The sequence below is a fragment of the Enterobacter sp. R4-368 genome, assembly GCF_000410515.1.
Classification (GTDB): domain Bacteria; phylum Pseudomonadota; class Gammaproteobacteria; order Enterobacterales; family Enterobacteriaceae; genus Kosakonia.
The window spans coordinates 1,543,523-1,566,473 of the sequence record NC_021500.1; the positions used below are offsets into that span (position 1 = coordinate 1,543,523).

At 55.1% G+C, this 22,951-nt stretch carries 20 protein-coding genes; 10 read left to right on the forward strand and 10 right to left on the reverse strand.

Annotated elements, in window-relative coordinates; all coding sequences use genetic code 11:
- Nucleotides 1-53 precede the first annotated feature (53 nt).
- Genes H650_RS07235 through H650_RS07245 form a run of 3 tightly spaced genes read right to left on the reverse strand, consistent with a single transcriptional unit; the run spans nt 54 to nt 1,551 of the window.
- Nucleotides 54-629 (reverse strand): RpoE-regulated lipoprotein, encoded by a 576-nt coding sequence (locus H650_RS07235; protein ID WP_020454658.1) that lies wholly within the window; start codon nt 627-629, stop codon nt 54-56.
- A gap of 60 nt (nt 630-689) precedes the next feature.
- Complete coding sequence (locus tag H650_RS07240) at nt 690-1,139, reverse strand: DUF2919 domain-containing protein (RefSeq protein WP_020454659.1); 450 nt, start codon at nt 1,137-1,139, stop codon at nt 690-692.
- Nucleotides 1,126-1,551: a GNAT family acetyltransferase gene (locus H650_RS07245; RefSeq protein WP_017458925.1), complete on the reverse strand. Its 426-nt coding sequence runs from the start codon at nt 1,549-1,551 to the stop codon at nt 1,126-1,128. Before H650_RS07245 ends, H650_RS07240 begins: the two co-directional genes overlap by 14 nt.
- 213 nt (nt 1,552-1,764) lie before the next feature.
- On the opposite strand from H650_RS07245, the gene amiA reads away from it, so the two are divergent.
- A complete protein-coding gene (amiA, locus tag H650_RS07250) occupies nt 1,765-2,640 on the forward strand; it encodes an N-acetylmuramoyl-L-alanine amidase AmiA (protein ID WP_020454660.1) in 876 nt (291 codons plus the stop codon).
- The gene (gene hemF / locus H650_RS07255; RefSeq protein ID WP_020454661.1) at nt 2,637-3,539 is read left to right on the forward strand and encodes an oxygen-dependent coproporphyrinogen oxidase; all 903 of its coding nucleotides are present in this window, start codon (nt 2,637-2,639) and stop codon (nt 3,537-3,539) included. Before amiA ends, hemF begins: the two co-directional genes overlap by 4 nt.
- Before the next feature lie 479 nt (nt 3,540-4,018).
- On the opposite strand, the gene maeB is transcribed toward hemF, so the two are convergent.
- Nucleotides 4,019-6,298, reverse strand: a complete 2,280-nt coding sequence (gene maeB / locus H650_RS07260) for an NADP-dependent oxaloacetate-decarboxylating malate dehydrogenase (protein WP_020454662.1) — start codon at nt 6,296-6,298, stop codon at nt 4,019-4,021.
- Nucleotides 6,299-6,578: 280 nt separating this feature from the next.
- Here maeB and tal point away from each other — a divergent pair, with 280 nt between their 5' ends.
- Nucleotides 6,579-7,529 carry a transaldolase gene (tal, locus tag H650_RS07265; protein WP_020454663.1) on the forward strand — a complete coding sequence of 317 codons (951 nt, stop codon included), beginning with the start codon at nt 6,579-6,581 and terminating at the stop codon, nt 7,527-7,529.
- Nucleotides 7,530-7,549: 20 nt separating this feature from the next.
- On the forward strand, nt 7,550-9,544 hold the full coding sequence (gene tkt / locus H650_RS07270; protein ID WP_020454664.1) for a transketolase: 1,995 nt from the start codon (nt 7,550-7,552) through the stop codon (nt 9,542-9,544).
- A 38-nt stretch (nt 9,545-9,582) separates the two neighbouring features.
- Here the strand turns inward: tkt and H650_RS07275 are convergent, their stop codons facing one another.
- The 4 genes from H650_RS07275 to aegA form a co-directional block, all read right to left on the reverse strand.
- On the reverse strand, nt 9,583-10,521 hold the full coding sequence (locus H650_RS07275; RefSeq protein ID WP_020454665.1) for a hypothetical protein: 939 nt from the start codon (nt 10,519-10,521) through the stop codon (nt 9,583-9,585).
- A gap of 49 nt (nt 10,522-10,570) precedes the next feature.
- On the reverse strand, nt 10,571-11,614 hold the full coding sequence (locus H650_RS07280; protein ID WP_020454666.1) for a DUF1176 domain-containing protein: 1,044 nt from the start codon (nt 11,612-11,614) through the stop codon (nt 10,571-10,573).
- A gap of 122 nt (nt 11,615-11,736) precedes the next feature.
- Entirely contained in the window at nt 11,737-12,312 is a 576-nt protein-coding gene (gene nudK / locus H650_RS07285) for a GDP-mannose pyrophosphatase NudK (RefSeq protein ID WP_020454667.1), read from the reverse strand.
- 82 nt (nt 12,313-12,394) lie between these two features.
- On the reverse strand, nt 12,395-14,374 hold the full coding sequence (aegA, locus tag H650_RS07290; RefSeq protein ID WP_020454668.1) for a formate-dependent uric acid utilization protein AegA: 1,980 nt from the start codon (nt 14,372-14,374) through the stop codon (nt 12,395-12,397).
- 223 nt (nt 14,375-14,597) lie between these two features.
- On the opposite strand from aegA, the gene narQ reads away from it, so the two are divergent.
- Both narQ and acrD read left to right on the forward strand, forming a co-directional pair.
- Nucleotides 14,598-16,292 (forward strand): nitrate/nitrite two-component system sensor histidine kinase NarQ, encoded by a 1,695-nt coding sequence (gene narQ, locus H650_RS07295; protein ID WP_020454669.1) that lies wholly within the window; start codon nt 14,598-14,600, stop codon nt 16,290-16,292.
- A 199-nt stretch (nt 16,293-16,491) separates the two neighbouring features.
- A complete protein-coding gene (acrD, locus tag H650_RS07300) occupies nt 16,492-19,605 on the forward strand; it encodes a multidrug efflux RND transporter permease AcrD (protein WP_020454670.1) in 3,114 nt (1,037 codons plus the stop codon).
- Between the two features lie 100 nt (nt 19,606-19,705).
- Here the strand turns inward: acrD and ypfM are convergent, their stop codons facing one another.
- The gene (gene ypfM / locus H650_RS25190; RefSeq protein ID WP_100181659.1) at nt 19,706-19,765 is read right to left on the reverse strand and encodes a protein YpfM; all 60 of its coding nucleotides are present in this window, start codon (nt 19,763-19,765) and stop codon (nt 19,706-19,708) included.
- Between the two features lie 184 nt (nt 19,766-19,949).
- Between ypfM and H650_RS07305 the strand changes: the two genes are divergently transcribed.
- The 4 genes from H650_RS07305 (at nt 19,950) to H650_RS07320 (ending at nt 22,183) form a co-directional block, all read left to right on the forward strand.
- Entirely contained in the window at nt 19,950-20,387 is a 438-nt protein-coding gene (locus H650_RS07305) for a GNAT family N-acetyltransferase (protein ID WP_020454671.1), read from the forward strand.
- A gap of 91 nt (nt 20,388-20,478) precedes the next feature.
- Nucleotides 20,479-20,835, forward strand: a complete 357-nt coding sequence (locus H650_RS07310) for an ArsC family reductase (RefSeq protein ID WP_020454672.1) — start codon at nt 20,479-20,481, stop codon at nt 20,833-20,835.
- 3 nt (nt 20,836-20,838) lie between these two features.
- Nucleotides 20,839-21,966, forward strand: a complete 1,128-nt coding sequence (gene dapE, locus H650_RS07315; RefSeq protein ID WP_017458939.1) for a succinyl-diaminopimelate desuccinylase — start codon at nt 20,839-20,841, stop codon at nt 21,964-21,966.
- Between the two features lie 16 nt (nt 21,967-21,982).
- Nucleotides 21,983-22,183, forward strand: a complete 201-nt coding sequence (locus H650_RS07320; protein WP_017458940.1) for a YpfN family protein — start codon at nt 21,983-21,985, stop codon at nt 22,181-22,183.
- A 41-nt stretch (nt 22,184-22,224) separates the two neighbouring features.
- Here the strand turns inward: H650_RS07320 and ypfH are convergent, their stop codons facing one another.
- On the reverse strand, nt 22,225-22,923 hold the full coding sequence (ypfH, locus tag H650_RS07325) for an esterase (RefSeq protein ID WP_020454673.1): 699 nt from the start codon (nt 22,921-22,923) through the stop codon (nt 22,225-22,227).
- Between the last annotated feature and the right edge of the window lie 28 nt (nt 22,924-22,951).

Sequence of the window (22,951 nt, forward strand, 5' to 3'; positions counted from 1 at the left end):
TAATCGCGGTATTGTACCTGTTTTTCCCGCAGCAGCAGCGAGTTGAGATCAAATTAACGGCGCCAGATAAACTTGCTCACTTTCCAGTTTTTCAGCGCATCATCGGATGGCATCAACCCTTCCGGGCCGCTCCACTGGCCGGTAAACACATAGCTGATATGCTGGCTACCCGGCGCTTTACACTCTACGCCCACGCTGTCATCGCCCGCGCCTTTCACACAGTTACCGAAAGCTTTATCAAACAGCGAATTGAACGGCGCGCCGATTTTTACCCCTTTATCCGTGGCGATACTATTATCGAGCACATCAATACGGCTGACCGCGCCGTTTTCTCCGTTCACCACCAGCGCCAGTTTGTCATCTTTTAGCGCCTCAAAATAACGAACGATACTGCCTTTTTCCGTCTTCATGCCGCTACGCAGGTGGTAATCGCCACCCAGCGCATCCTGAATTGCCTGCTCGTTTAGTGGCGTGCTGGCGGTGATGTTACCAACGCCGTTGTCGCTCACCACGACAGATGAACCAAACCAGTTCCACGGATAGGCCGCAGACCAGTTGACGGAAGCCAGCGTCGAGCAGCCGGTTAACGCCAGCGGCAGAACGCAAATAAGTGTACGCAGGGATTTCATGCTTCATTCCTTTTATTCATTGAACGCCTGTTGGAGTCCCGGAAGAGAAAAAAGTGCCGCTTAATGTTGAGCAAGGGAAAAACAGGCCCGAAGACGCCGGTTTGTCGCAAGCCACCACAGCGCAAACAGATCGGCGATAACCAGAAACAGCCCAATCCCGGAGAGCGCCTCGCCGGTAAACCAGCGGCAGGGTTGCCATACCAGCAGCGCCAGTTGCACCAGCAATACCAGCGGGTAGAGTGCGCGCCACAGGCGGGGAAAATGATCGCGGCGGCCGCTCAGTAAAAAGGTCAATGCCGCAGGAATACCTGGCAGCAAGCCCAGCCAGAAATCATCATGATCGGGGTAAAACAATGCGAGCAATGCGTCGCCTTGCCCGCGCGATGCCCCCGCAATAACAAACAGCACCCAGGTGCGTGCCTGTAGCAGCAACACGCACCAGAACAGAAAAGGGAGTTTCAGACGGCCATGACTGTCGTAATCGGCGGGATAAATCTCAGTACTCTTCATCTTCAATCAAACGCTTGCCCAGACTGGCCGAATCCATATGTTCATAACCGAGGCGCTCATACATGCCGATAACCATCTCGTTATCTTCCCGCACCATCAGGTTGATTTTCGGGCAGCCGCGGGCAATCAGCTTTTTCTCCAGCCGGCTCAACAAGGCGTTAGCGATGCCGCGCCCACGAAACTCAGGATGAACGCCAAGGTAATAAGCCGATCCGCGATGACCGTCATAACCGCCCATCACCGTGCCGACCACTTCCCCGCCGACTTCGGCGACCAGAAACAGACTCACATCGTGATTCACTTTGCGTTCAATATCCATTTCCGGATCGTTCCATGGTCGCAACAGCTCACAACGCTCCCACAAGGTGATCACTTCTTCGAAATCTTCCTGGCGAAAAACGCGTATCTCCATGGTATTCCCCGTCATTTTCAGCTGTGTAAACGTAGATTATGGCCCTAAGCGCCTCTGTCGCCAATATCCGGCATCTTCAGCACTGAAATTTGGCATAATGTCACTCTGTCACGTATTGAAATGAAAAGTAAAACATTAGTTCACACGGATAGTCGTAACGGTAAACACGATACGATATAACACCAGGGACCACGAATAAGACAATTCAGGCGTATGAGCACCTTTAAACCTTTAAAAACACTCACCTCGCGTCGTCAGGTGCTGAAAGCAGGCCTGGCCGCCCTGACATTAACGGGCATGTCTCGCGCTATCGCAAAGGACGAGACACCACTTAAAACCACGACCGGGCACAGTAAACCGAAAGCCAGGAAAGCCGGCGCGAAACGCATTGTGATGCTTGATCCGGGCCATGGCGGTATTGATACCGGCGCGATTGGTCATAACGGTTCGCAAGAAAAACACGTGGTGCTGGCGATCGCCAAAACCGTCCGCGCCCAATTGCGTGCGCAGGGAATTGATGCGCGCCTGACGCGCACCGGCGATAAATTTATTCCGCTTTATGATCGCGTAGAGATTGCCCACCAGCACGGTGCCGATCTGTTTATGTCGATCCACGCCGACGGCTTCACCAACCCAAGCGCTGCGGGCGCGTCGGTGTTTGCGCTTTCTAATCGCGGCGCCAGTAGCGCGATGGCGAAATACCTGTCGGATAAAGAAAACGCCGCCGACGATCTGGCCGGGAAAAAAGCCAGAGACAAAGATCACCTGCTCCAGCAAGTGCTGTTCGATTTGGTGCAAACTGACACCATTAAAAACAGCCTGACGCTCGGCTCGCATATTCTCAAGCAGATCAAACCGGTACACCGCCTGCATAGCCGCAACACAGAACAGGCGGCATTTGTGGTGCTAAAATCGCCTTCGATACCGTCCGTGCTGGTGGAAACCTCGTTTATCACCAACCCGGCAGAAGAGAAGCTGCTCGGCACAGCGGCGTTTCGCCAGAAAATCGCCAGCGCCATTGCCGACGGCGTACTCAGCTATTTTAGCTGGTTTGATAATCATAAAGCCCACACGAAGAGACGCGGATGACCACGCCTGATATCCACCCGGTTAAAAACGCCCTGCTAAATTTGCAGGACAAGATCTGTGACCAGCTGAGCGCCCTTGATGGCGGCGCATTTATTGAAGATGCGTGGACGCGTGCGGCAGGTGGCGGTGGGCGCAGCCGTGTGCTGCGTGATGGCAGCGTGTTTGAACAGGCGGGCGTCAATTTTTCGCACGTTCACGGCGACGCAATGCCCGCTTCGGCCACCGCGCACCGCCCGGAACTGGCGGGTCGCAGTTTCGAAGCGATGGGCGTTTCGCTGGTGGTTCATCCGCGTAATCCGTATGTACCCACCAGCCATGCCAATGTGCGCTTTTTTATCGCCGAAAAACCCGGTGCGGAACCGGTGTGGTGGTTTGGCGGCGGCTTTGATTTAACGCCCTACTACGGTTTTGAAGAGGATGCTCGCCACTGGCACCACACAGCGCGCGATATCTGTTTGCCGTTCGGCGAAGAGGTATATCCACGCTATAAAAAGTGGTGTGACGATTACTTCTACCTTAAACACCGTGATGAACAGCGCGGCATTGGCGGGTTGTTTTTCGACGATCTCAACACGCCGGATTTCGATCACTGCTTCGCTTTTATGCAGGCGGTGGGTAATGGCTATCTCAATGCTTATTTGCCGATTGTTGAACGCCGCAAAGCCACGCCTTATGGCGAGCGCGAGCGCGACTTCCAGCTTTACCGTCGCGGCCGGTATGTGGAGTTCAATCTTGTGTGGGATCGCGGCACCCTGTTTGGCTTACAAACCGGCGGGCGCACTGAATCCATTCTGATGTCGATGCCGCCGCTGGTGCGCTGGGAATACAATTATCAGCCCGCCGAAGGCAGCCCGGAAGCCGCCCTCAGCGAGTTTATAAAAGTCAGAGACTGGGTGTAATTTCTTTAATCTCAAGCCGGATAAAGTGCGCTGTTCAACGGATATGTCGCTGATGAGGTATTGTTCCGTGCACAGATGTTCCACAGTTTCTGAAACATCGCTACATGTGAACGGGAAAAGGGGAGCTGCCGTGCTCCCCTTTTCAATGCCCGCGTCTGCGCGATAAATCGGTGCTTTGCACTACGCTCACTTCCCGAGTGCGTGCCTGCGGTCAGCTCGACTCGTGATTACTTGCCCCTTCGGAGTCAGCGCAAGCGCTGTTCAGAATGGCTCCCAGGGCAATTTTGTCCGTGGCTCGATTCGCCTCTGGCCGCCATCCATGGCGTCCAGACCTTATCACTCACTCTTCGGTTCGCCGATTTCAGCGGAACGCGACCCATCGCGATTGAATTCCGCCCGGACAGAAAGAGCGAGCGGCTTCCTTCAAAAACAACTCAACAAGCGACAACCCGATTATCGACGGTTCGCAGACACAAACATTACAGCGGCTGCGTTTGCGCCTCCACCACCGCCAGTGCAACCATATTGACGATACGCCGCACCGAGGCAATCGGTGTCAGCACATGGACCGGTTTCGCCACGCCCATCAGCACCGGCCCTACGGTCACCCCTTCCGAACTGGACACGCGCAGCAGGTTGTAGCTGATTCGCGCCGCTTCTACGTTTGGCATAATCAGGATATTCGCCGCCCCTTTCAGCGGGCTATCCGGCATACGTTCATGGCGGATACTCTCATCCAGCGCCGCGTCACCGTGCATTTCGCCATCAATCATTAACTCCGGCGCGCGTTCACGCACCAGCGCTAACGTATCGCGCATTTTCACCGCCGCAGGCGCGTTCGATGAACCAAACTGCGAATGCGAAAGCAGCGCCACGCGCGGTTCAATGCCGAAACGGCGTACCGTTTCCGCCGCCAGAATGGTGATCTCCGCCAGCTCTTCCGCGCTGGGATCCTCATTGACGTAAGTATCGGCGATAAAGGTGTTGCCGCTTGGCAGCAATAAAGCGTTCATCGCGCCTGCGACATGGACATTCTCGCGGTAGCCGAAGATCGGCTGCAGCACACCGAAATGCTCGTGATAATCACCGATGGTGCCACAAATCAGCGCGTCCGCTTCGCCACGATGCACCATGATCGCGCCAATAATGGTGGTGTTACCGATCACCGCGCGCTGCGCCTGCTCCTGCGTCACGCCGCGGCGTTTCATGATGTTGAAGTACTCCATCCAGTACTCTTTAAAGCGCGGATCGGACTCGTTATTGACGATTTCAAAATCCACATCCGGGCGGATTTGCAAACCAAGTTTCTGAATACGCATCTCAATGACGCTCGGACGGCCAATCAGAATCGGTTTTGCCAGCCCTAACGTCACCAGTTCCTGCGTGGCATGCAGTACACGCGGCTCCTCACCTTCTGCCAGCACTACGCGTTTCGGTGCGTTACGCGCCTGCGAGAAGATCGGCTTCATAAACAGATTGGTTTTGTAGACAAATTCAGTGAGCTTATCGACATAAGCATCGAAATCAGCGATAGGTCGCGTCGCCACGCCGGAATCCATGGCGGCTTTTGCCACCGCAGGCGCGATTTTGACAATCAGGCGCGGATCAAACGGTTTCGGGATCAGGTAATCCGGGCCAAAGCTGAGATCCTGGTCGCCATAGGCTGAAGCCACCACTTCGCTCTGCTCAGCATGTGCCAGTTCCGCGATAGCGTTAACTGCCGCCAGCTTCATCTCTTCGTTAATTGCCGTTGCGCCGACATCCAGCGCGCCACGGAAAATAAACGGGAAGCAAAGAACGTTGTTTACCTGGTTGGGGTAATCAGAACGGCCGGTGCAGATAATGGCGTCCGGACGCACCGCTTTCGCCAGATCCGGCAGAATTTCCGGTTCCGGGTTCGCCAGCGCGAGGATCAGCGGCTGGCGCGCCATACCTTTCACCATTTCCGGGGTCAGCACTTTCGGCCCGGAACAACCAAGGAAGATGTCCGAACCGGCAACCACATCCGCCAGCGTGCGTTTGCCGTCATCATCAACGGCATAAGCGGCTTTGGTTTCCGCCATATTCGGTTCGCGGCCTTTGTAGATAACGCCTTTTGAGTCGCAGACCACAATGTTGTGTTTCTGCATGCCAAGCGCCACCAGCAGGTTCATACAGGCAATCGCCGCTGCGCCCGCGCCGGAAACCACCATGCGCACATCGGAGAGGTTCTTCTCGACCACGCGCAGGCCGTTGAGAATAGCGGCGGTGCTGATAATCGCCGTACCGTGCTGATCGTCGTGGAATACCGGAATATTCATGCGTTCGCGCAGCTTCGCTTCAATGTAGAAGCACTCCGGCGCTTTGATGTCTTCCAGGTTAATGCCGCCAAAGGTCGGTTCCAGCGCGGCCACAACATCAATCAGTTTGTCCGGATCGTGTTCATCCACTTCGATATCAAACACATCGATTCCGGCGAATTTTTTGAACAGTACGCCTTTGCCTTCCATCACGGGTTTACCGGCCAGTGCGCCAATATTGCCAAGGCCGAGTACCGCAGTACCGTTGGATACCACAGCGACCAGATTGCCGCGCGCGGTGTATTTGTAGGCTGCCAGCGGGTCTTTTTCGATCTCAAGACAAGGCGCGGCGACGCCAGGAGAGTAGGCCAGTGCCAGATCGCGCTGTGTTGCCAGCGGTTTTGTCGGGGAGACCTGAATCTTCCCCGGACGGGGGAATTCGTGAAAATCGAGGGCACTTTGTTTTAGTTGGTCGTCCATTTGAGGTTCCTTTCACGTTGTTTTCAGAGTGAAACGTGCGATGTCTATCCCAATGCGCCGCATAGTATGGCCTCTGTCGCCCGCATAAACTTTGAACATAGCCAAAATCTCGCCATGACATAAACAAAATTGTTATCAATTTATCGCAACTTTGTTACGTGCCGCAAAACGCAGGGCCCGGGCGCGTCTGCTATGCTTTTTTGTTATGCACCTCTCATCCTCACAAAAGTGCGACAGAAAGCACTCCAGTAATCCATTGCTTTTAAAGGAGTTATTTTTCATGAATCACTTAGACGGCCTCAAACAATTCACTACCGTGGTGGCCGACAGCGGCGACATCGAATCCATTCGCCACTATCAGCCGGAAGATGCCACCACCAACCCTTCCCTGCTGCTGAAGGCGGCCGGGCTGGCGCACTTCTCGCATCTGATTGACGATGCCATTGCCTACGGCAAAGCGCGTGGTAAAACCCAGGAGCAGCAAGTGGCAGAAGCCAGCGACAAACTGGCGGTCAATTTTGGTGCGGAAATTCTGAAAAGCATCCCGGGACGCGTCTCCACCGAGGTTGACGCCCGCCTCTCTTACGACAAAGAGAAGAGCATCGCCAAAGCGCGCCAGCTGGTGGCGTTGTACAAAGATCAGGGCATCGATAAGTCACGCATTTTGATCAAACTGGCGTCAACCTGGGAGGGGATCCGCGCGGCGGAAGAGCTGGAAAAAGAGGGGATCAACTGCAATCTGACGCTGCTGTTCTCGTTTGCCCAGGCGCGCGCCTGTGCCGAAGCGGGTGTGTTTTTGATTTCGCCTTTCGTTGGCCGTATTTACGACTGGTATAACGATCGCAAACCGCTCGACCCGTATGTGGTGGATGAAGATCCCGGCGTGAAGTCGGTGCGCAATATCTACGACTACTACAAACAACATCGCTATGAAACCATCGTGATGGGCGCAAGCTTCCGCCGCACCGAGCAGATCCTCGCGCTGGCGGGCTGTGACCGCCTGACTATCTCTCCGGCGTTGCTGAAAGAGCTACAGGCACAGGAAGGCATTGTTGAGCGCAAGCTGGTGCCATCGCGCCAAACCTTCCATCGCCCGGAACCGTTAACAGAAGCTGAATTCCGTTGGGAGCATAACCAGGATCCGATGGCCGTCGAAAAACTGGCCGACGGGATCCGTCAGTTCGCCGTTGATCAGCGCAGCCTTGAAGATCTGCTCGCCGCTAAACTTTAACCTTTGCCATGGAGTGAATTATGTCCCGTAGAGAGCTTGCAAACGCCGTTCGCGCCCTGAGTATGGACGCGGTGCAAAAAGCCAATTCTGGCCACCCTGGCGCCCCGATGGGGATGGCGGATATTGCCGAAGTGCTGTGGAATGATTTTCTGCGCCACAACCCGGCGGACCCCACCTGGTACGATCGCGACCGCTTTATCCTCTCTAACGGTCATGCCTCAATGCTGCTGTACAGCCTGCTGCACCTCAGTGGTTATGACCTGCCGCTTGAAGAGCTGAAAAACTTCCGCCAGCTCCACTCCAAAACCCCGGGCCACCCGGAGATCGGCTATACGCCGGGCGTGGAAACCACCACCGGCCCGCTCGGGCAGGGGCTGGCGAACGCCGTCGGGCTGGCGATTGCCGAACGTACGCTGGCTGCGCAATTCAACCGGCCGGGGCATGACATTGTTGACCACTACACCTATGTGTTTATGGGCGATGGCTGCCTGATGGAAGGCATTTCCCATGAAGTCTGTTCGCTGGCGGGCACGCTCGGACTCGGCAAACTGATCGGCTTTTACGATCACAACGGCATCTCCATTGATGGCGAGACCGAGGGCTGGTTTACCGATGACACCGCCAAACGCTTCGAAGCCTATAACTGGCATGTGATTGGCGATATCGACGGGCATTCACCCGAGGCGGTGAAAAAAGCGATTGAAGAAGCGCAAAGCGTGAAAGATAAGCCGTCACTGATTATCTGCCGCACGGTGATTGGTTTTGGCTCGCCGAACAAAGCCGGAAAAGAGGAGTCGCACGGCGCGGCGCTCGGTGAAGAAGAAGTGGCACTCACCCGGCAAAAACTCGGCTGGAAATACCCGGCTTTTGAAATCCCGAAAGAGATTTACCAGGCGTGGGATGCCCGCGAACGCGGGGCGAAACATCAGCATGAATGGAATGAGAAACTGGCGGCCTGGGCTAAAGAGTACCCGGATCTGGCAGCTGAATTTAAACGCCGTATGAGCGGTGAACTGCCGGAAAGCTGGGAAAAAACCACCACCGACTGGATCAATAAGCTGCAGGCCAACCCGGCGAAAATCGCCACACGTAAAGCCTCGCAGAACACGCTCAACAGCTATGGGCCAATCCTGCCGGAACTGCTTGGCGGTTCCGCCGACCTCGCGCCCAGCAACCTCACCATCTGGTCCGGCTCCACCTCGCTGAAAGAGGACCCCGCCGGGAATTACATTCACTACGGCGTGCGTGAGTTTGGTATGACGGCCATTGCCAACGGCATCGCGCACCACGGTGGTTTTGTGCCTTATACCGCCACCTTTTTGATGTTCGTTGAATATGCCCGCAACGCGGCGCGTATGGCGGCGTTGATGAAAGCCCGGCAGATCATGGTTTACACCCACGATTCGATTGGCTTAGGGGAAGACGGCCCAACGCACCAGGCGGTTGAACAACTCGCCAGCCTGCGCTTAACGCCGAACTTCAGCACCTGGCGTCCGTGCGACCAGGTAGAAGCGGCAGTCGGCTGGAAGCTGGCGATCGAGCGACATCATGGCCCGACAGCGTTGATCCTCTCGCGCCAGAACCTCACACAAATGGAGCGAACCCCGGAGCAGGTGCAGGCCATCAGCCGTGGCGGTTATATCCTGAAAGATTGCGACGGCACGCCGGATGTGATCCTGATTGCGACCGGCTCGGAGATGGAGATCACCGTCAACGCGGCGGAGCAACTGACTAACGAAGGCCATAAAGTGCGCGTGGTATCGCTGCCGTCGACCGATATTTTCGACGCGCAGGATGAAGCCTGGCGTGAATCTGTACTGCCGTCGGATGTGAGTGCGCGCGTGGCGGTTGAAGCCGGGATCGCCGATTACTGGTACAAATATGTCGGCCTGAAAGGGGCGATTGTCGGTATGACCGGTTACGGGGAATCGGCACCTGCCGAGAAACTGTTCCCCTACTTCGGCTTCACGGTCGAAAACGTGGTGGCAAAAGCCAAAGCGGTACTGAAAAAATAAGCGTGAGCGCGCCAGCATAAATGGCTGGCGCGCCTTTTTTATTTCACCACCAGCAACGGCTCGCTCTCCTGCGGCGTCACGATATCTTCCTGCTTTTCATCCCACAGCGCTTTTTTCACCAGCACATTGCCGTTGTGCTGCGTATCGCGTTTCACCAGCGTTGTGGCGTCATCGTCTTCCTGAATATTGATGTTGATGGGAAATGAAGGCAGCGCTTTCGTCCATTGCCCTTGCTGGATATCAAAGACATAAACCACTCGCCAGGCGCTGGTCCACCATTGCGGGAAAACAACGACCCGATCGCGCCCGCTATCATCGAGCTGCGACAGCGTTTCCACCACACCACCAATGCACTGCGGCACCACCGCGGGTTGTACAGCCGGGTTGCTGCTCCAGAGCTTACATTCACAGTCACCCTCTTCATCGCAACTGCCACCGGTTTTGGGATCGCGCGCGTTCACCCACACGACATCTTTGCTGTTGCCGTCAAACTTGCCTTTGGTCAACAGCCCCTGCACCGACGCCTCTTTTTGATTGAGGCGGGTGAGCAAATCGGTTTCGCCGCTAATGCGCCAGCCCGCAGACTGTTTGCTGAAGGTAAGCTGCGCCGGGTAGTTTTTTACCTGTTTTTCATCGAGCCCGGCTTGTTTAACAAACTCGACCTGAACCTGGCCCGCCTCATCTTCGGCGATATCAAGCGTGGTGATAATGCGCTGCGCATAGTGTGGTGAGTGAGAGGTGAACGCTTGCTGGCGGCGCAGGACCTCGTCGCGCTCAAGATGCTGGCCAAACCATTCGACCTGAGCCGCATAGAGATCGCTGCCGGTTGCCCGGGCATTGCCATTCAGATGGCTATTCCAGACATCAACAAGCTGGGTGATGCTCTGTTTATCCGCTGAGGTCAGTTCAGCCTGTGCAGGCAGAACGGCAAAAAAGAGCACGCAGGCCGCAAGCCATTGTGGGTAAAAGCGTTTCATTATTCCCTTCCCGATAAAAATATCCGCAAGGGATTATGTCAGCGAAGGATTAGCGCGTCACCCACAGCGTTGGCCACGCATCGGGGCCGTGCCAGCTATCGCAGGAGGGCTCCTGCGCGTAACGCACCAGGCGAAAGCGCTGGCCGTCAAAACGCCAGCGGCTCGACACGCCGCAATCCGCCAGGCTGCGGCCTTTGGAGAGCGTGGTGAGTTCGCGGGTTTTCTCATCAAATGCCGCATTCATCAGCTCCATTTCATCGTTACCGTTATCCGGCGTGAAAGGCAGCATCAGGCGCACCAGCCGCGCGGCAAACGGTTTTTCCCGTGATACCAGCCAAGCGCGTTCAACCATGTTATACGCACCCGCTTCACAGTCGATCAACAGCAACGCTTTATCATCGGTTAGCGCGCTCACACGCACCTGGCGGCGCATCGGATCCAGCGAACACTGGCTGTTGTTCATTCGCCAGGTGCCGTAATCCAGCAAATCGTTCAGTTCCTGGTGCGTCAGCGGAGCTGGCGCAACGTTGGCCGTGGCTACCTTTTTCAACGCGGGTGCGGGCGGGACGCTTAACGACGGGCTATCGCCCTTTTTAATCCATGCCGTTTCGCTGCCGACACGTTTTTGCAGCGCATCAATGAATAGCAGCGCCGCTTTCAGCCCGACCAGAGAAATCTCGCCCTTGCTGCCTCGCAGGGTAAGCGCCTGGCCTTCCTGAATGTTTTTTAGAAACGAAGTGATGGCATCGGCATTATCCGTCACCAGATGCCACGGCGTGATTTGCCAGCGCTCGCCAGCCAGCACCAGCGGCTGGCCGTCAAACAGTAAGCGCCCGGCAATCGGCGGTTCTTTGGTAACAGGCGCGTCGATGCCGCCATAGTCGATACGCAGCGTCGCATCGGCACGCGCGCCGGCGCTGCGCTCCAGCGTCATTACCAGCCCCTGATGCTCGCCAATATTGCGTGCCACGCAAAAGTTCTGGTTATTACAGGTGACCTGCCAGTCGGAAAAGGTTTGTTGCGCGGGCGCAGCGCACAGCCACGGTGCGGCCAGAAGGCCGAAGAGCAAAGTCAAAACGCTGCGGTAACGCATGGCTGGCACAACCCCGGAAGAATAGACGCAGAACCTGCGTATATTCTATTTCCCGGTAGGCTTGCTCAATCGGATTTGTCGGATAGCTTCATCCGAAAGCAAAGCTGATAACCTTATAAATTTCAGTCCATTAGGCCAGATGTCTGCAAATATTGCAGCAAAATCACCGTCTTGCCATCACAGATCTCACCGTTGGCGACCATCGCTAAGGCCTGCCGGAAAGGTAACTCCAGCACTTCGATATCTTCATCTTCCACTCCCCCGCCGTTATTAGCGCGCTGCGCATCGTTATATTCCGCAATGAAGAAGTGGACAATTTCCGTTACCCCGCCCGGCGACATGTATAACTCAAAGACTTTGCGCACTTCGCCAACTTCGTACCCCGTCTCCTCGATCGCTTCCTTACGAATGCACACTTCCGGTTCATCGTCATCCAGTAACCCGGCGCAGGCTTCAATCAGTCGACCATCCACGCTGCCATTTACCCAGGCGGCGATCCGGAACTGGCGGATCAGCACCACGCTCTGCTTTTCACGGTTATACAGCAGGATAGTGGCACCATCGCCCCGGTCATAGACTTCACGTTTATGACGCACCACTTCACCGTCCTGACGGGTTAAATCGTAGGTGATATTGCGCAGGACAAAATAATTTTCAGAGAGGATTTTATCTTTGATAACTTCAATTTTCAGCGGCATACAGGCTCCAGAGCGCTAACAACTTTGCGTAATACTACGCCGCGAAGTGTGACGCCGTGAAGCCTGTTTTATGGCAAACGCCTTAATGCTGCCCTGGTGCTTTGACGCCCAACCAGTCCATCATGCCCTGCGCGGCGTGGCGCCCTTCCGCCATCGCGGTCACCACCAGATCGGCACCGCGTACCGCATCGCCCCCGGCAAAAATTTTCGGATTACTGGTCTGATAGCGATACTGGCTTTCGACACTGGCGGCAATGCGCCCCCAGTCATCAACGCGCACACCGTGGCGCTCCAGCCACGGCATTGAATGCGGGTTGAAACCAAACGCCATGATCACCGCATCGGCAGGCATAACAAACTCACTGCCTTCAATCGGCACCGGACGGCGGCGGCCTTTGGCATCCGGCTCGCCGAGCTGTGTGCGCAGCAAGCGAATGCCGCAGACTTTGCCGCTCTTATCCAGCTCAAGGTTGACCGGCTGGACGTTGAACTCAAACTCAGCCCCTTCATCCCGCGCATTTTTCACCTCTTTCTTCGAGCCGGGCATGTTGGCTTCGTCGCGACGGTAGGCGCAGGTCACTTTGCTCGCGCCATGGCGCAGTGCGGTACGGACACAGTCCATTGCCGTATCGCCGCCGCCAAGCACCACGACATTGCGCCCCCTGGTGTTGATAAACGGCTCTTCGGCGCTGTCCGGCAGCCCCATTAACTGGCGGGTGTTGGCAATCAGGAACGGCAGCGCATCATAAACGCCCGGAGCGTCCTCATTTGGCAACCCGGCTTTCATGGAACGGTAAGTGCCTACGCCCACAAACACCGCGTCGTAATCGCTGAGCAGCGTCTCCAGCGCGATGTCTTTGCCAATTTCGCAATTGAGTTCAAAGCGAATACCCATCGCGCTGAAAATTTCACGACGCCGCGCCAGCAGCGATTTATCCAGTTTAAAAGCGGGGATGCCGAAGGTAAGCAAACCGCCGATTTCAGGGTGGCGATCGAACACCGTGGCGCTCACGCCATGGCGAGCAAGCACGTCCGCACAGGCGAGGCCCGCCGGACCAGCACCGATAATCGCGATGCGCTTATCCACCGCCGCAACCTGCTGTAAATCGGGTTTCCAGCCCTGCGCCAGCGCCTGATCGGAGATATAGCGCTCAATATTGCCGATCGTGACCGCGCCATACTCATCGCGTACCGTACATGCCCCTTCGCACAGCCGGTCTTGCGGGCAGACGCGACCGGTGATCTCCGGTAAGCAGTTGGTTTGATGCGAAAGTTCGACCGCAGCCGCAATATCGCCCTCTTTTACCCGCTCGATCCACTGCGGAATATGGTTATGCAGCGGGCAGGTCCATTCGCAAATGCTGTGGTCGCCGCACTTCAGGCAGCGCTCCGCTTCACGACTGGCCTGATCGGCGCGAAACGGCAGATAGATTTCATCAAAACCGCTTTTACGCGCCGCCAGTGGCAATTTATCTGGCTCACCGCGCGGCGGCGTTTTACGCATCTGCCGCACTTTGCGGTCGTTAAAGGCGGGAGTCAGCGCCGCAACACTGTGCCACGGCTGCGCCTCATGGCTGGCAGTTCGCAGACGGCGTGATTTCGCAAGCCCCGCCAACGCGTCGCTGTTCACCAGTTGCAGTGCATCGGCCGGGCAGTTCTGCGCACAGGCCGGCCCTTCCGCTCTGCCCTGGCAGAGATCGCATTTGTGCGCGGTGGCTTTTACCAGCCCGCCACCAGTTGGCGTGACAAGCACTTGCATGGTACCAAACGGGCAAGCCACCACGCAGGATTTACAGCCAATACATTTTTGCTGATTGACCTGAATCGCCTCATCAACGCGGCTGATTGCGCCATTCGGGCAACTGCGGGCACAGGGCGCATCTTCACAGTGGTGGCAGGTCACCGCGCTGCGGTGTTGCTGATGTTTAACCACGGTGATCCGTGGGTGAAAATGGTCGGCGCTTAACACATGTTGCTCATTATTGTGCGCCATCACACACGCGACTTCGCAGGCACGACATCCTATACATTGCTGGCTATTCGCCATAATAAAACGATTCATGGCACCCTTCTTTTCTGGTTTAATAAACCTTATTTTTTATATGAGCATTGTATTTACCGGGGCAGCACAACACAGGCAATGTTCAATTGCCCAGAAAGGTTATCTATTTGTCACGAGCTTGTAGCAGATCAATTTATTTCAGGATTCCTGAAAAATTATTTCATTCGATGGACGTTCAGGCCGATGTTTCCTGTACGTAACATCAGGATTGGGAAGCGCTGCAGTGATAGTCAAAAAACCTGTTTCAGGAAGCCTGGCCAGAGCCTTTTTCTCTCTTGTTTTACTGTCGCTGCTCTCCACCGGGGTGGCGCTCGTCACGCTTGCAAGCAGCCTTGATGACGCGCAAGCCATTAATATTGCCGGATCACTGCGTATGCAGAGTTACCGTCTTGGTTACGAACTGCAAAAACAGACCGCCGAGCTACAACCCCACCGCCAGATTTACCAGCAGACGCTGAACTCTCCCGTATTACAAACCCTGAACCACTGGTACGTTCCGCAGAAAGTGCAGCAACGTTATGGGCAATTGCACGAAAACTGGCGCCAGATGGAAAAACATCTGATTCAGGGCGACCAGCAGTGGTACGAGCAAAATATCCAGGCTTATGTCGGGCAAATTGATTTGTTCGTGCTGGCGCTCCAGCACTATGCCGAACGCAAGATGATGCTGGTGGTCGCTATTTCGCTGCTGGGCGCAGCAGGGATTTTCACGCTGGTGTTTTTTACGCTGCGCCGTATTCGCCAGAGGGTCGTCAAACCGCTTAATAACCTGGTCGCCACCTGCCAGCGTATCCAGCAGGGCCAATTTTCCTTGCTGCCCCTCGATAACAAACTGGATAACGAACTGGGTTTACTGGCTTCAACGTTCGACAGTATGTCCGGACAACTGTTTAAACTCTACCGCTCGCTGGAAACGTCGGTGGCGGAAAAAACCCGCGATCTGCATGAAGCTAACAGCCGCCTGGAGGTAATGTACCAGTGCTCACAGGCGCTCAATACCAGCCAGATAGACGCCCTCTGCCTGCACCACGTGTTGCAGATCGTCTACGATCATCAGGCCGCCTGCTTCCTGGAACTGGTTGTCGATGACAACTGGCGGATCCAGCAAGGGGAGCTTAACCCCGCACTGCCGGTGAACAGCTTGCCGGTAAATATGCAGGAGAACGTACTGGGCGAGCTGCGCTGGCAAAGCTACCAGCAGCCGCTCTCTGCGCCGCTGATGTGCAATATCGCCACCATTCTTGGACGCGGGCTCTATATCAACCAGGCGCAGAAACATTACCAGCAATTAATGCTGATGGAAGAACGCGCCACCATCGCCCGCGAGCTGCACGATTCACTGGCGCAGATGCTCTCCTATTTGCGTATCCAACTGGCGCTGCTTAAACGCTCGGTGCCGGACGATAACGCCCCGGCACATCTGATTATCGACGACTTTTCGCGCGGTCTGAACAACGCCTGGCAGCAGTTACGTGAGCTGCTCACCACGTTCCGCCTCTCTTTACAGCAAAGCTCGCTACCCGCCGCGCTGCGTGAAGCGCTGGATGTCTTGCAAAGCCAGACCAGCGCGAAGCTGAATCTGGATTGTCGTTTACCCACCCAGGCATTGGATGCGCAACAGCAAATGAACGTCTTACAAATTGTGCGCGAAGCGGTCATCAACGCGATTAAACACGCGCAGGCCAGCGAAATCACCGTCAGTTGTGTGACCGATCCTGACGGGCTGCACTCGGTCTACATTCGTGATAACGGCATCGGTATGAACAGTACGCAGGAGCCCGCCGGGCATTACGGGTTGACGATCATGCGCGAGCGCGCTGAGCGCCTTGGCGGTGTGCTGGAAATCGTCTCACCGCCGGGAAGTGGCACGCAAGTGCAGTTTCGTTTTCCGTTACCGGCCAGCGCAGAGCGTCAATAAGTGTAAAGAATTTAAAGTAAATTGATTTTGTACAGGAGGAAATTTCGCTTAAGTTCCGTTATGCATAGTTATGCCTTAATCGGGCATGATAATTTACATTTTCTCCTTTTTTTCTCCACGATTGGTTTCTGCATTGCCGCTACATTGATGCAAGCAATGTCACTATAACGATGCGCAGCAATATGAGGTTTTATTTCTGATGGCGAATTTTTTTATTGATCGCCCCATTTTCGCGTGGGTGCTGGCGATCCTGATCTGTCTTACGGGGACACTTGCCATTATTTCTTTACCCGTCGAACAATATCCCGATTTAGCCCCGCCTAACGTCCGCATTACCGCTAACTACCCTGGTGCATCGGCGCAAACCCTGGAAAATACCGTTACTCAGGTTATCGAGCAGAATATGACCGGCCTCGATAATTTAATGTATATGTCCTCGCAAAGCAGCGCCACCGGGCAGGCGACGGTCACCCTCAATTTCAGCGCCGGTACCGATCCTGATGAAGCCGTACAGCAGGTACAAAACCAGCTGCAATCGGCGATGCGTAAACTTCCGCAAGCCGTGCAAAACCAGGGCGTCACGGTGCGTAAAACCGGTGATACCAACATCTTAACCATCGCGTTTGTTTCCACCGACGGGTCGATGGATAAGCAAGATATCTCTGACTATGTGGCGAGTAATATTCAGGATCCGATTAGCCGCGTAAACGGCGTTGGCGATATTGACGCCTACGGTTCGCAATATTCAATGCGTATCTGGCTCGATCCTGCGAAGCTCAACAGTTACCAGCTCACCGCCTCGGACGTCACCAGCGCCATTTCGTCGCAGAACGCGCAAATTGCCGTCGGGCAACTTGGCGGAACGCCTTCTGTTGATCGCCAGGCGTTAAACGCCACTATCAACGCGCAGTCGCTTTTACAAACGCCGGAACAGTTTCGCAATATTACGCTGCGCGTGAATCAGGACGGCTCGGAAGTGCGTCTTGGTGACGTGGCGACGGTGGAACTGGGCGCAGAGAAATATGACTACCTGAGCCGTTTTAACGGCAACCCCGCTTCCGGGCTGGGGGTGAAGCTGGCCTCCGGCGCTAACGAAATGGCAACGGCAGAGCGGGTGATTAACCGCTTAAACGAACTGGCCCCCTTTTTCCCGCACGGTCTGGAATATAAAGTCGCTTACGAAACCACCTCGTTTGTTAAAGCCTCGATTATCGATGTAGTGAAAACCCTGCTCGAAGCTATCGCGCTGGTGTTTCTGGTGATGTACCTGTTCCTGCAAAATTTCCGCGCCACGCTGATCCCCACTATCGCCGTGCCGGTCGTGCTACTTGGCACATTCGCCGTGCTCTACGCATTCGGCTACAGCATTAACACCCTGACCATGTTCGCCATGGTGCTTGCCATCGGTCTGCTGGTGGATGATGCGATTGTAGTGGTGGAAAACGTCGAACGCATCATGACCGAAGAAGGGCTGTCGCCCAGGGAAGCGACACGCAAATCGATGGGGCAAATCCAGGGCGCGCTGGTGGGGATTGCGATGGTGCTGTCGGCGGTATTTGTACCGATGGCGTTCTTTGGCGGCACCACCGGCGCGATTTATCGCCAGTTTTCCATCACCATTGTTTCGGCGATGGTGCTTTCTGTGCTGGTGGCGATGATCCTCACACCGGCGTTATGCGCCACGCTGCTCAAGCCGCTGCATAAAGGGGAACTGCACGGGCAGAAAGGCTTTTTCGGCGCCTTTAACCGCATTTTCAACCGTAATGCCGATCGTTATGAAACCGCCGTCGGTAAAATCCTGCACCGCAGCCTGCGCTGGATTTTGCTCTATATGTTGCTGATTGGCGGCATGGTACTGCTGTTCCTGCGTCTGCCAACGTCGTTTCTGCCGCTGGAAGACCGGGGGATGTTTACCACCTCAGTGCAGTTGCCGAGTGGAGCAACGCAACAACAGACGCTGAAAGTGGTGCAGAAAGTCGAAGACTATTTCTTCACCCACGAGAAAGCGAATGTTGAATCGGTGTTTGCCACCGTCGGCTCCGGCCCCGGTGGTAACGGGCAGAACGTGGCGCGTTTGTTTATCCGCCTGAAAGACTGGGAAGCCCGCGACCCGAACAGCGGTAGCGCGTTTGCCATTATCGAACGTGCCACCAAAGCGTTTAGCCGTATTAGTGAAGCCCGCGTTTTCGCCAGCAGCCCGCCCGCTATCAGTGGTATGGGGAGTTCGGCCGGTTTTGATATGGAGTTGCAGGATCACGCTGGTGCAGGCCACGACGCGCTGATGGCTGCCCGCGATCGTCTGATTGAGATGGCGGCGAAAGATCCGGCGCTGACCCGCGTTCGCCACAACGGTCTTGATGACAGCGCACAGCTGCAAATCGATATCGATCAGCGCAAAGCGCAGGCGCTCGGCGTGTCGATTGATGATATTAACAACACGCTGAAAACCGCCTGGGGCTCCAGCTACGTGAATGACTTTATGGATCGCGGCCGCGTGAAAAAGGTCTACGTACAGGCTGCGGCGAAATACCGCATGCTGCCGGACGATATCAACCTGTGGTATGTGCGAAATAGCAGCGGTGGAATGGTGCCGTTCTCCGCGTTTGCCACTTCGCGCTGGGAAACCGGCTCGCCACGCCTGGAGCGCTACAACGGTTATGCCGCAGTCGAGATTGTCGGCGAATCCGCACCCGGCGTCAGCACCGGTACGGCGATGGATGTGATGGAGAAACTGGTTAGCCAGTTGCCTACCGGTTTTGGCCTCGAATGGACCGCGATGTCTTACCAGGAGCGTCTCTCCGGCGCGCAGGCACCAGCGTTATATGCAGTTTCCCTGTTAGTCGTGTTCCTGTGCCTCGCGGCGCTGTATGAGAGCTGGTCTGTGCCGTTCTCGGTGATGCTGGTGGTGCCGCTTGGCGTGATTGGCGCGTTGCTGGCAACCTGGATGCGCGGGCTGGAAAACGATGTCTACTTCCAGGTCGGGCTGCTGACGGTCATAGGCCTGTCGGCGAAAAACGCGATACTCATCGTCGAATTTGCCAACGACATGAATGCGAAAGGCGAAGATCTGCTGGTCTCCACGCTGCATGCCTGCCGTCAGCGTTTGCGGCCGATCCTGATGACCTCGCTGGCGTTCGTTTTCGGTGTGCTGCCAATGGCAACCAGCACCGGCGCGGGCTCCGGCAGCCAGCATGCGGTGGGTACCGGTGTGATGGGCGGGATGATTTCCGCCACCGTGCTGGCGATTTTCTTCGTGCCGCTGTTCTTCGTGCTGGTGCGCCGCCGTTTCCCGCTGAAAGCGCGCGCGCAGTAATTTCTGCATAACAAAAAGGCGACCTGCTGGTCGCCTTTTTCATGTGTCGGTGCACATTGTTATTTATTAAGCCGTCACTGCTTAATCGTTGATCAGGAAATTATTTACGAAGCATGCCTTCGATAAAGTCTTTCCAGTTCCCCAGTTCATGTTCAATCATAACTACCTCTCTTATTATTTTGGCAATTCTACTCAAACCCGTAACAACATTGAAGAGACGTTAATCAATTGCTTCAATCGCTATTAGCGGGGTACTTTTAATGCTTGCGATAACTATGAGCCGATGTCATGTCATTTACTGTGAATAACGGCAATATTCCATAAAAACTTTAGGGCCAAATGAAATGACGATCACATTGTTCGATAAATCAGCAATTGAAAAGGTGGACTGGCTGGCGTTAACGGCGCTTATTGCCGCAGGCGGCCTTAATCAGCGCGACCCGCTACAAGTCGAGCAAGCGTGGCGCAACAGCATCTTCTGCTGGTTCGGCTACCATAACGGGGAACTGGTCGCCACGGCGCGTGCTATCAGCGATCTGACATGGGCCAGCTATGTTGCAGATATTGTGGTCGCGCCAGAAATGCAGGGCCGCGGTTATGGAAAACAGCTAATGTCTGACATTGTCAGAACATTATTACCGTTCGGTAAAACCTTTATTTATTCCGTACCGGAAAAGACCGGATTTTATCAACAATATGGTTTCCGTTTTTTAACCACTGGCATGGTATGCGCAACACCTGAAAGTTTATTCAAACTGGAACAGAGTGGTTATATCCGCTGAAATTTGCTTATCAGACTAATCACAGGCAAATTAAAATCCGTTATTCTAATTTCTTGTACAAATAACCAAAAATGAGACAAAAGGATTCACCATGATCACCATGTACGGTATCAAAAACTGCGACACCATCAAAAAAGCGCGCCGCTGGCTCGAAGCGCAGCGGGTGGAATACCGTTTCCACGATTACCGCGCAGACGGTATTCATGCAGATTTACTGCGTACATTTGTTGATGAACTCGGCTGGGAAGCGCTGTTAAACACCCGTGGCACCACCTGGCGTAAGCTGGATGAAGCCCAGCGCGCCACCATCACCAGTGATGATGCCGCCATCGCGTTGATGCTTGAAATGCCTGCAATTATCAAACGCCCATTGCTCTGCGCGCCGGGTAAGCCTATGCTGCTGGGTTTCAATGAATCCAGTTATGAGAAGTTTATCAACGAGGTGTAGTTTATGTCGTGCCCGGTTATTGAGCTGACACAGCAGCTTATTCGTCGCCCTTCTCTGAGCCCCAATGACGCAGGATGCCAGGCGCTGATGATTGAACGTCTGCGCGCTATCGGTTTTACCATTGAGCCGATGGATTTTGGCGACACGCAAAACTTCTGGGCATGGCGCGGGCAAGGCGAAACGCTGGCCTTCGCTGGCCATACGGATGTGGTACCGGCTGGCGATGCGGACCGCTGGATCAATCCGCCTTTTGAACCGACCATCCGTGACGGCATGCTGTTTGGCCGCGGCGCGGCAGACATGAAAGGTTCGCTGGCAGCGATGGTCGTCGCCGCCGAGCGTTTTGTCGCGCAGCATCCGCAGCATAAAGGCCGTCTGGCGTTTCTCATCACCTCTGACGAAGAGGCCAGCGCCACCAACGGCACCGTCAAAGTGGTCGACGCACTGATGGCACGTAACGAACGGCTGGATTACTGCCTGGTCGGCGAGCCTTCCAGTACGGAAGTGGTGGGCGATGTGGTAAAAAACGGTCGCCGTGGTTCAATGACCTGCAATCTGACGATTCACGGTGTTCAGGGTCACGTTGCCTATCCGCACCTGGCGGATAACCCGGTGCACCGCGCCGCGCCAATGCTCAATGAGCTAGTGGCGATCCAGTGGGATCACGGCAACGAATACTTCCCGCCGACCAGCATGCAGATTGCCAATATCAAAGCCGGAACCGGTAGCAACAACGTTATCCCTGGCGATCTGTTTGTGCAGTTCAACTTCCGCTTTAGTACCGAGCTGACCGACGAAATGATCAAAGCTCATGTGCAGGCGCTGCTGGATAAACATCAGTTGCGTTACAGCGTGGAGTGGTGGGTTTCCGGGCAGCCTTTCCTGACAGGGCGCGGCAAGCTGGTGGATGCGGTGGTCAATGCTATTGAGCACTATAATGAGATCAAACCGCAGTTGTTAACCACCGGCGGCACGTCAGATGGCCGTTTTATCGCGCGTATGGGCGCGCAAGTGGTTGAGCTCGGGCCGGTGAACGCCACCATTCACAAGATCAACGAATGTGTGAACGCGGCGGATTTGCAACTGCTTGCCCGTATGTATCAACGCATTATGGAACAACTCATCGCCTGATGGCCTGGAGGATGACATGGACTGGCTGGCAAAATATTGGTGGATTCTGGTGCTGGTGTTTTTACTTGGCGTACTGATTAATGTGATCAAAGACCTGAGCCGGGTCGATCACAAAAAATTCCTCGCTAACAAGCCGGATCTGCCGCCGCATCGTGATTTCAACGACAAGTGGGACGATGACGACGACTGGCCGAAACAGGATCAGCCGAAAAAGTAAGCCTCACATTATTCACCCCCTTTCGGGGGTGAATTTTTTACTCATAAAAATTCGACAATATTGTCGTCATTCGGCTTGCCACCGCTTAACGCTTCATCGAAATAGTGCTTCGGCACGGTGTAGCGCAAATGTTTGAGCGCCAGCTCAATACTGCGATCATCAATGGCATGGCCCAAATCATCGACAATATCCAGCGTGATATCGCCGCCTAACGTTTGCACCGCTTCCTGGGCCTTCACCGCCCAGGCCAGATCGATAACCCGGTCTTCACCGCCGTGAATCAGGTGAATGGTCTGCGCCGTAGAAACCGCCTGCGGCAGCGTGGCATAACGCCCGTTGAAAGCAATGACACGCGAGGCCAGATCCGGCTGCGCCTTCAGCCCTTCCAGCGCCATAATCGCCCCCTGCGAAAAGCCAATCAGCGCCGTGGCTAATGCGTTTACACCGCTTTGCTGCTGCCAGTAGCGCACGACGTCAATAAATTGCGGCATTACAGCGTCGATACGTTGCTGACGATTTTCTTCCGTCACGCCTGCCACGGAAAACCACTGGCGGGCGGGTGGTGCACCGCAGGCTTCCACACCGCCAATACTGACGATCAGCGCATCGGGAAAGTGCGGTGCAAACCAGCTGCCGATTTGTCCCATGGAGACCGGGTTATCGCCAACGCCATGAAACAACAGCAGTAATTGTTTTGCCGGGGATGGCGGACTTTGTACAACGAAATGGTCATGTTTCATGGTTGTCTCCTTAAATCATTGAGTGCAG

Coding starts and splice junctions, on each gene's coding strand:
- amiA (WP_020454660.1), top strand. CDS start 1,765: ATGAGCACCTTTAAACCTTTAAAAACACTCACCTCGCGTCGTCAGGTG.
- hemF (WP_020454661.1), top strand. CDS start 2,637: ATGACCACGCCTGATATCCACCCGGTTAAAAACGCCCTGCTAAATTTG.
- H650_RS07235 (WP_020454658.1), bottom strand. CDS start 629: ATGAAATCCCTGCGTACACTTATTTGCGTTCTGCCGCTGGCGTTAACC.
- H650_RS07245 (WP_017458925.1), bottom strand. CDS start 1,551: ATGGAGATACGCGTTTTTCGCCAGGAAGATTTCGAAGAAGTGATCACC.
- H650_RS07305 (WP_020454671.1), top strand. CDS start 19,950: ATGACGATCACATTGTTCGATAAATCAGCAATTGAAAAGGTGGACTGG.
- ypfH (WP_020454673.1), bottom strand. CDS start 22,923: ATGAAACATGACCATTTCGTTGTACAAAGTCCGCCATCCCCGGCAAAA.
- H650_RS07310 (WP_020454672.1), top strand. CDS start 20,479: ATGATCACCATGTACGGTATCAAAAACTGCGACACCATCAAAAAAGCG.
- H650_RS07280 (WP_020454666.1), bottom strand. CDS start 11,614: ATGCGTTACCGCAGCGTTTTGACTTTGCTCTTCGGCCTTCTGGCCGCA.
- acrD (WP_020454670.1), top strand. CDS start 16,492: ATGGCGAATTTTTTTATTGATCGCCCCATTTTCGCGTGGGTGCTGGCG.
- aegA (WP_020454668.1), bottom strand. CDS start 14,374: ATGAATCGTTTTATTATGGCGAATAGCCAGCAATGTATAGGATGTCGT.
- tal (WP_020454663.1), top strand. CDS start 6,579: ATGAATCACTTAGACGGCCTCAAACAATTCACTACCGTGGTGGCCGAC.
- maeB (WP_020454662.1), bottom strand. CDS start 6,298: ATGGACGACCAACTAAAACAAAGTGCCCTCGATTTTCACGAATTCCCC.
- H650_RS07240 (WP_020454659.1), bottom strand. CDS start 1,139: ATGAAGAGTACTGAGATTTATCCCGCCGATTACGACAGTCATGGCCGT.
- tkt (WP_020454664.1), top strand. CDS start 7,550: ATGTCCCGTAGAGAGCTTGCAAACGCCGTTCGCGCCCTGAGTATGGAC.
- dapE (WP_017458939.1), top strand. CDS start 20,839: ATGTCGTGCCCGGTTATTGAGCTGACACAGCAGCTTATTCGTCGCCCT.
- H650_RS07320 (WP_017458940.1), top strand. CDS start 21,983: ATGGACTGGCTGGCAAAATATTGGTGGATTCTGGTGCTGGTGTTTTTA.
- H650_RS07275 (WP_020454665.1), bottom strand. CDS start 10,521: ATGAAACGCTTTTACCCACAATGGCTTGCGGCCTGCGTGCTCTTTTTT.
- nudK (WP_020454667.1), bottom strand. CDS start 12,312: ATGCCGCTGAAAATTGAAGTTATCAAAGATAAAATCCTCTCTGAAAAT.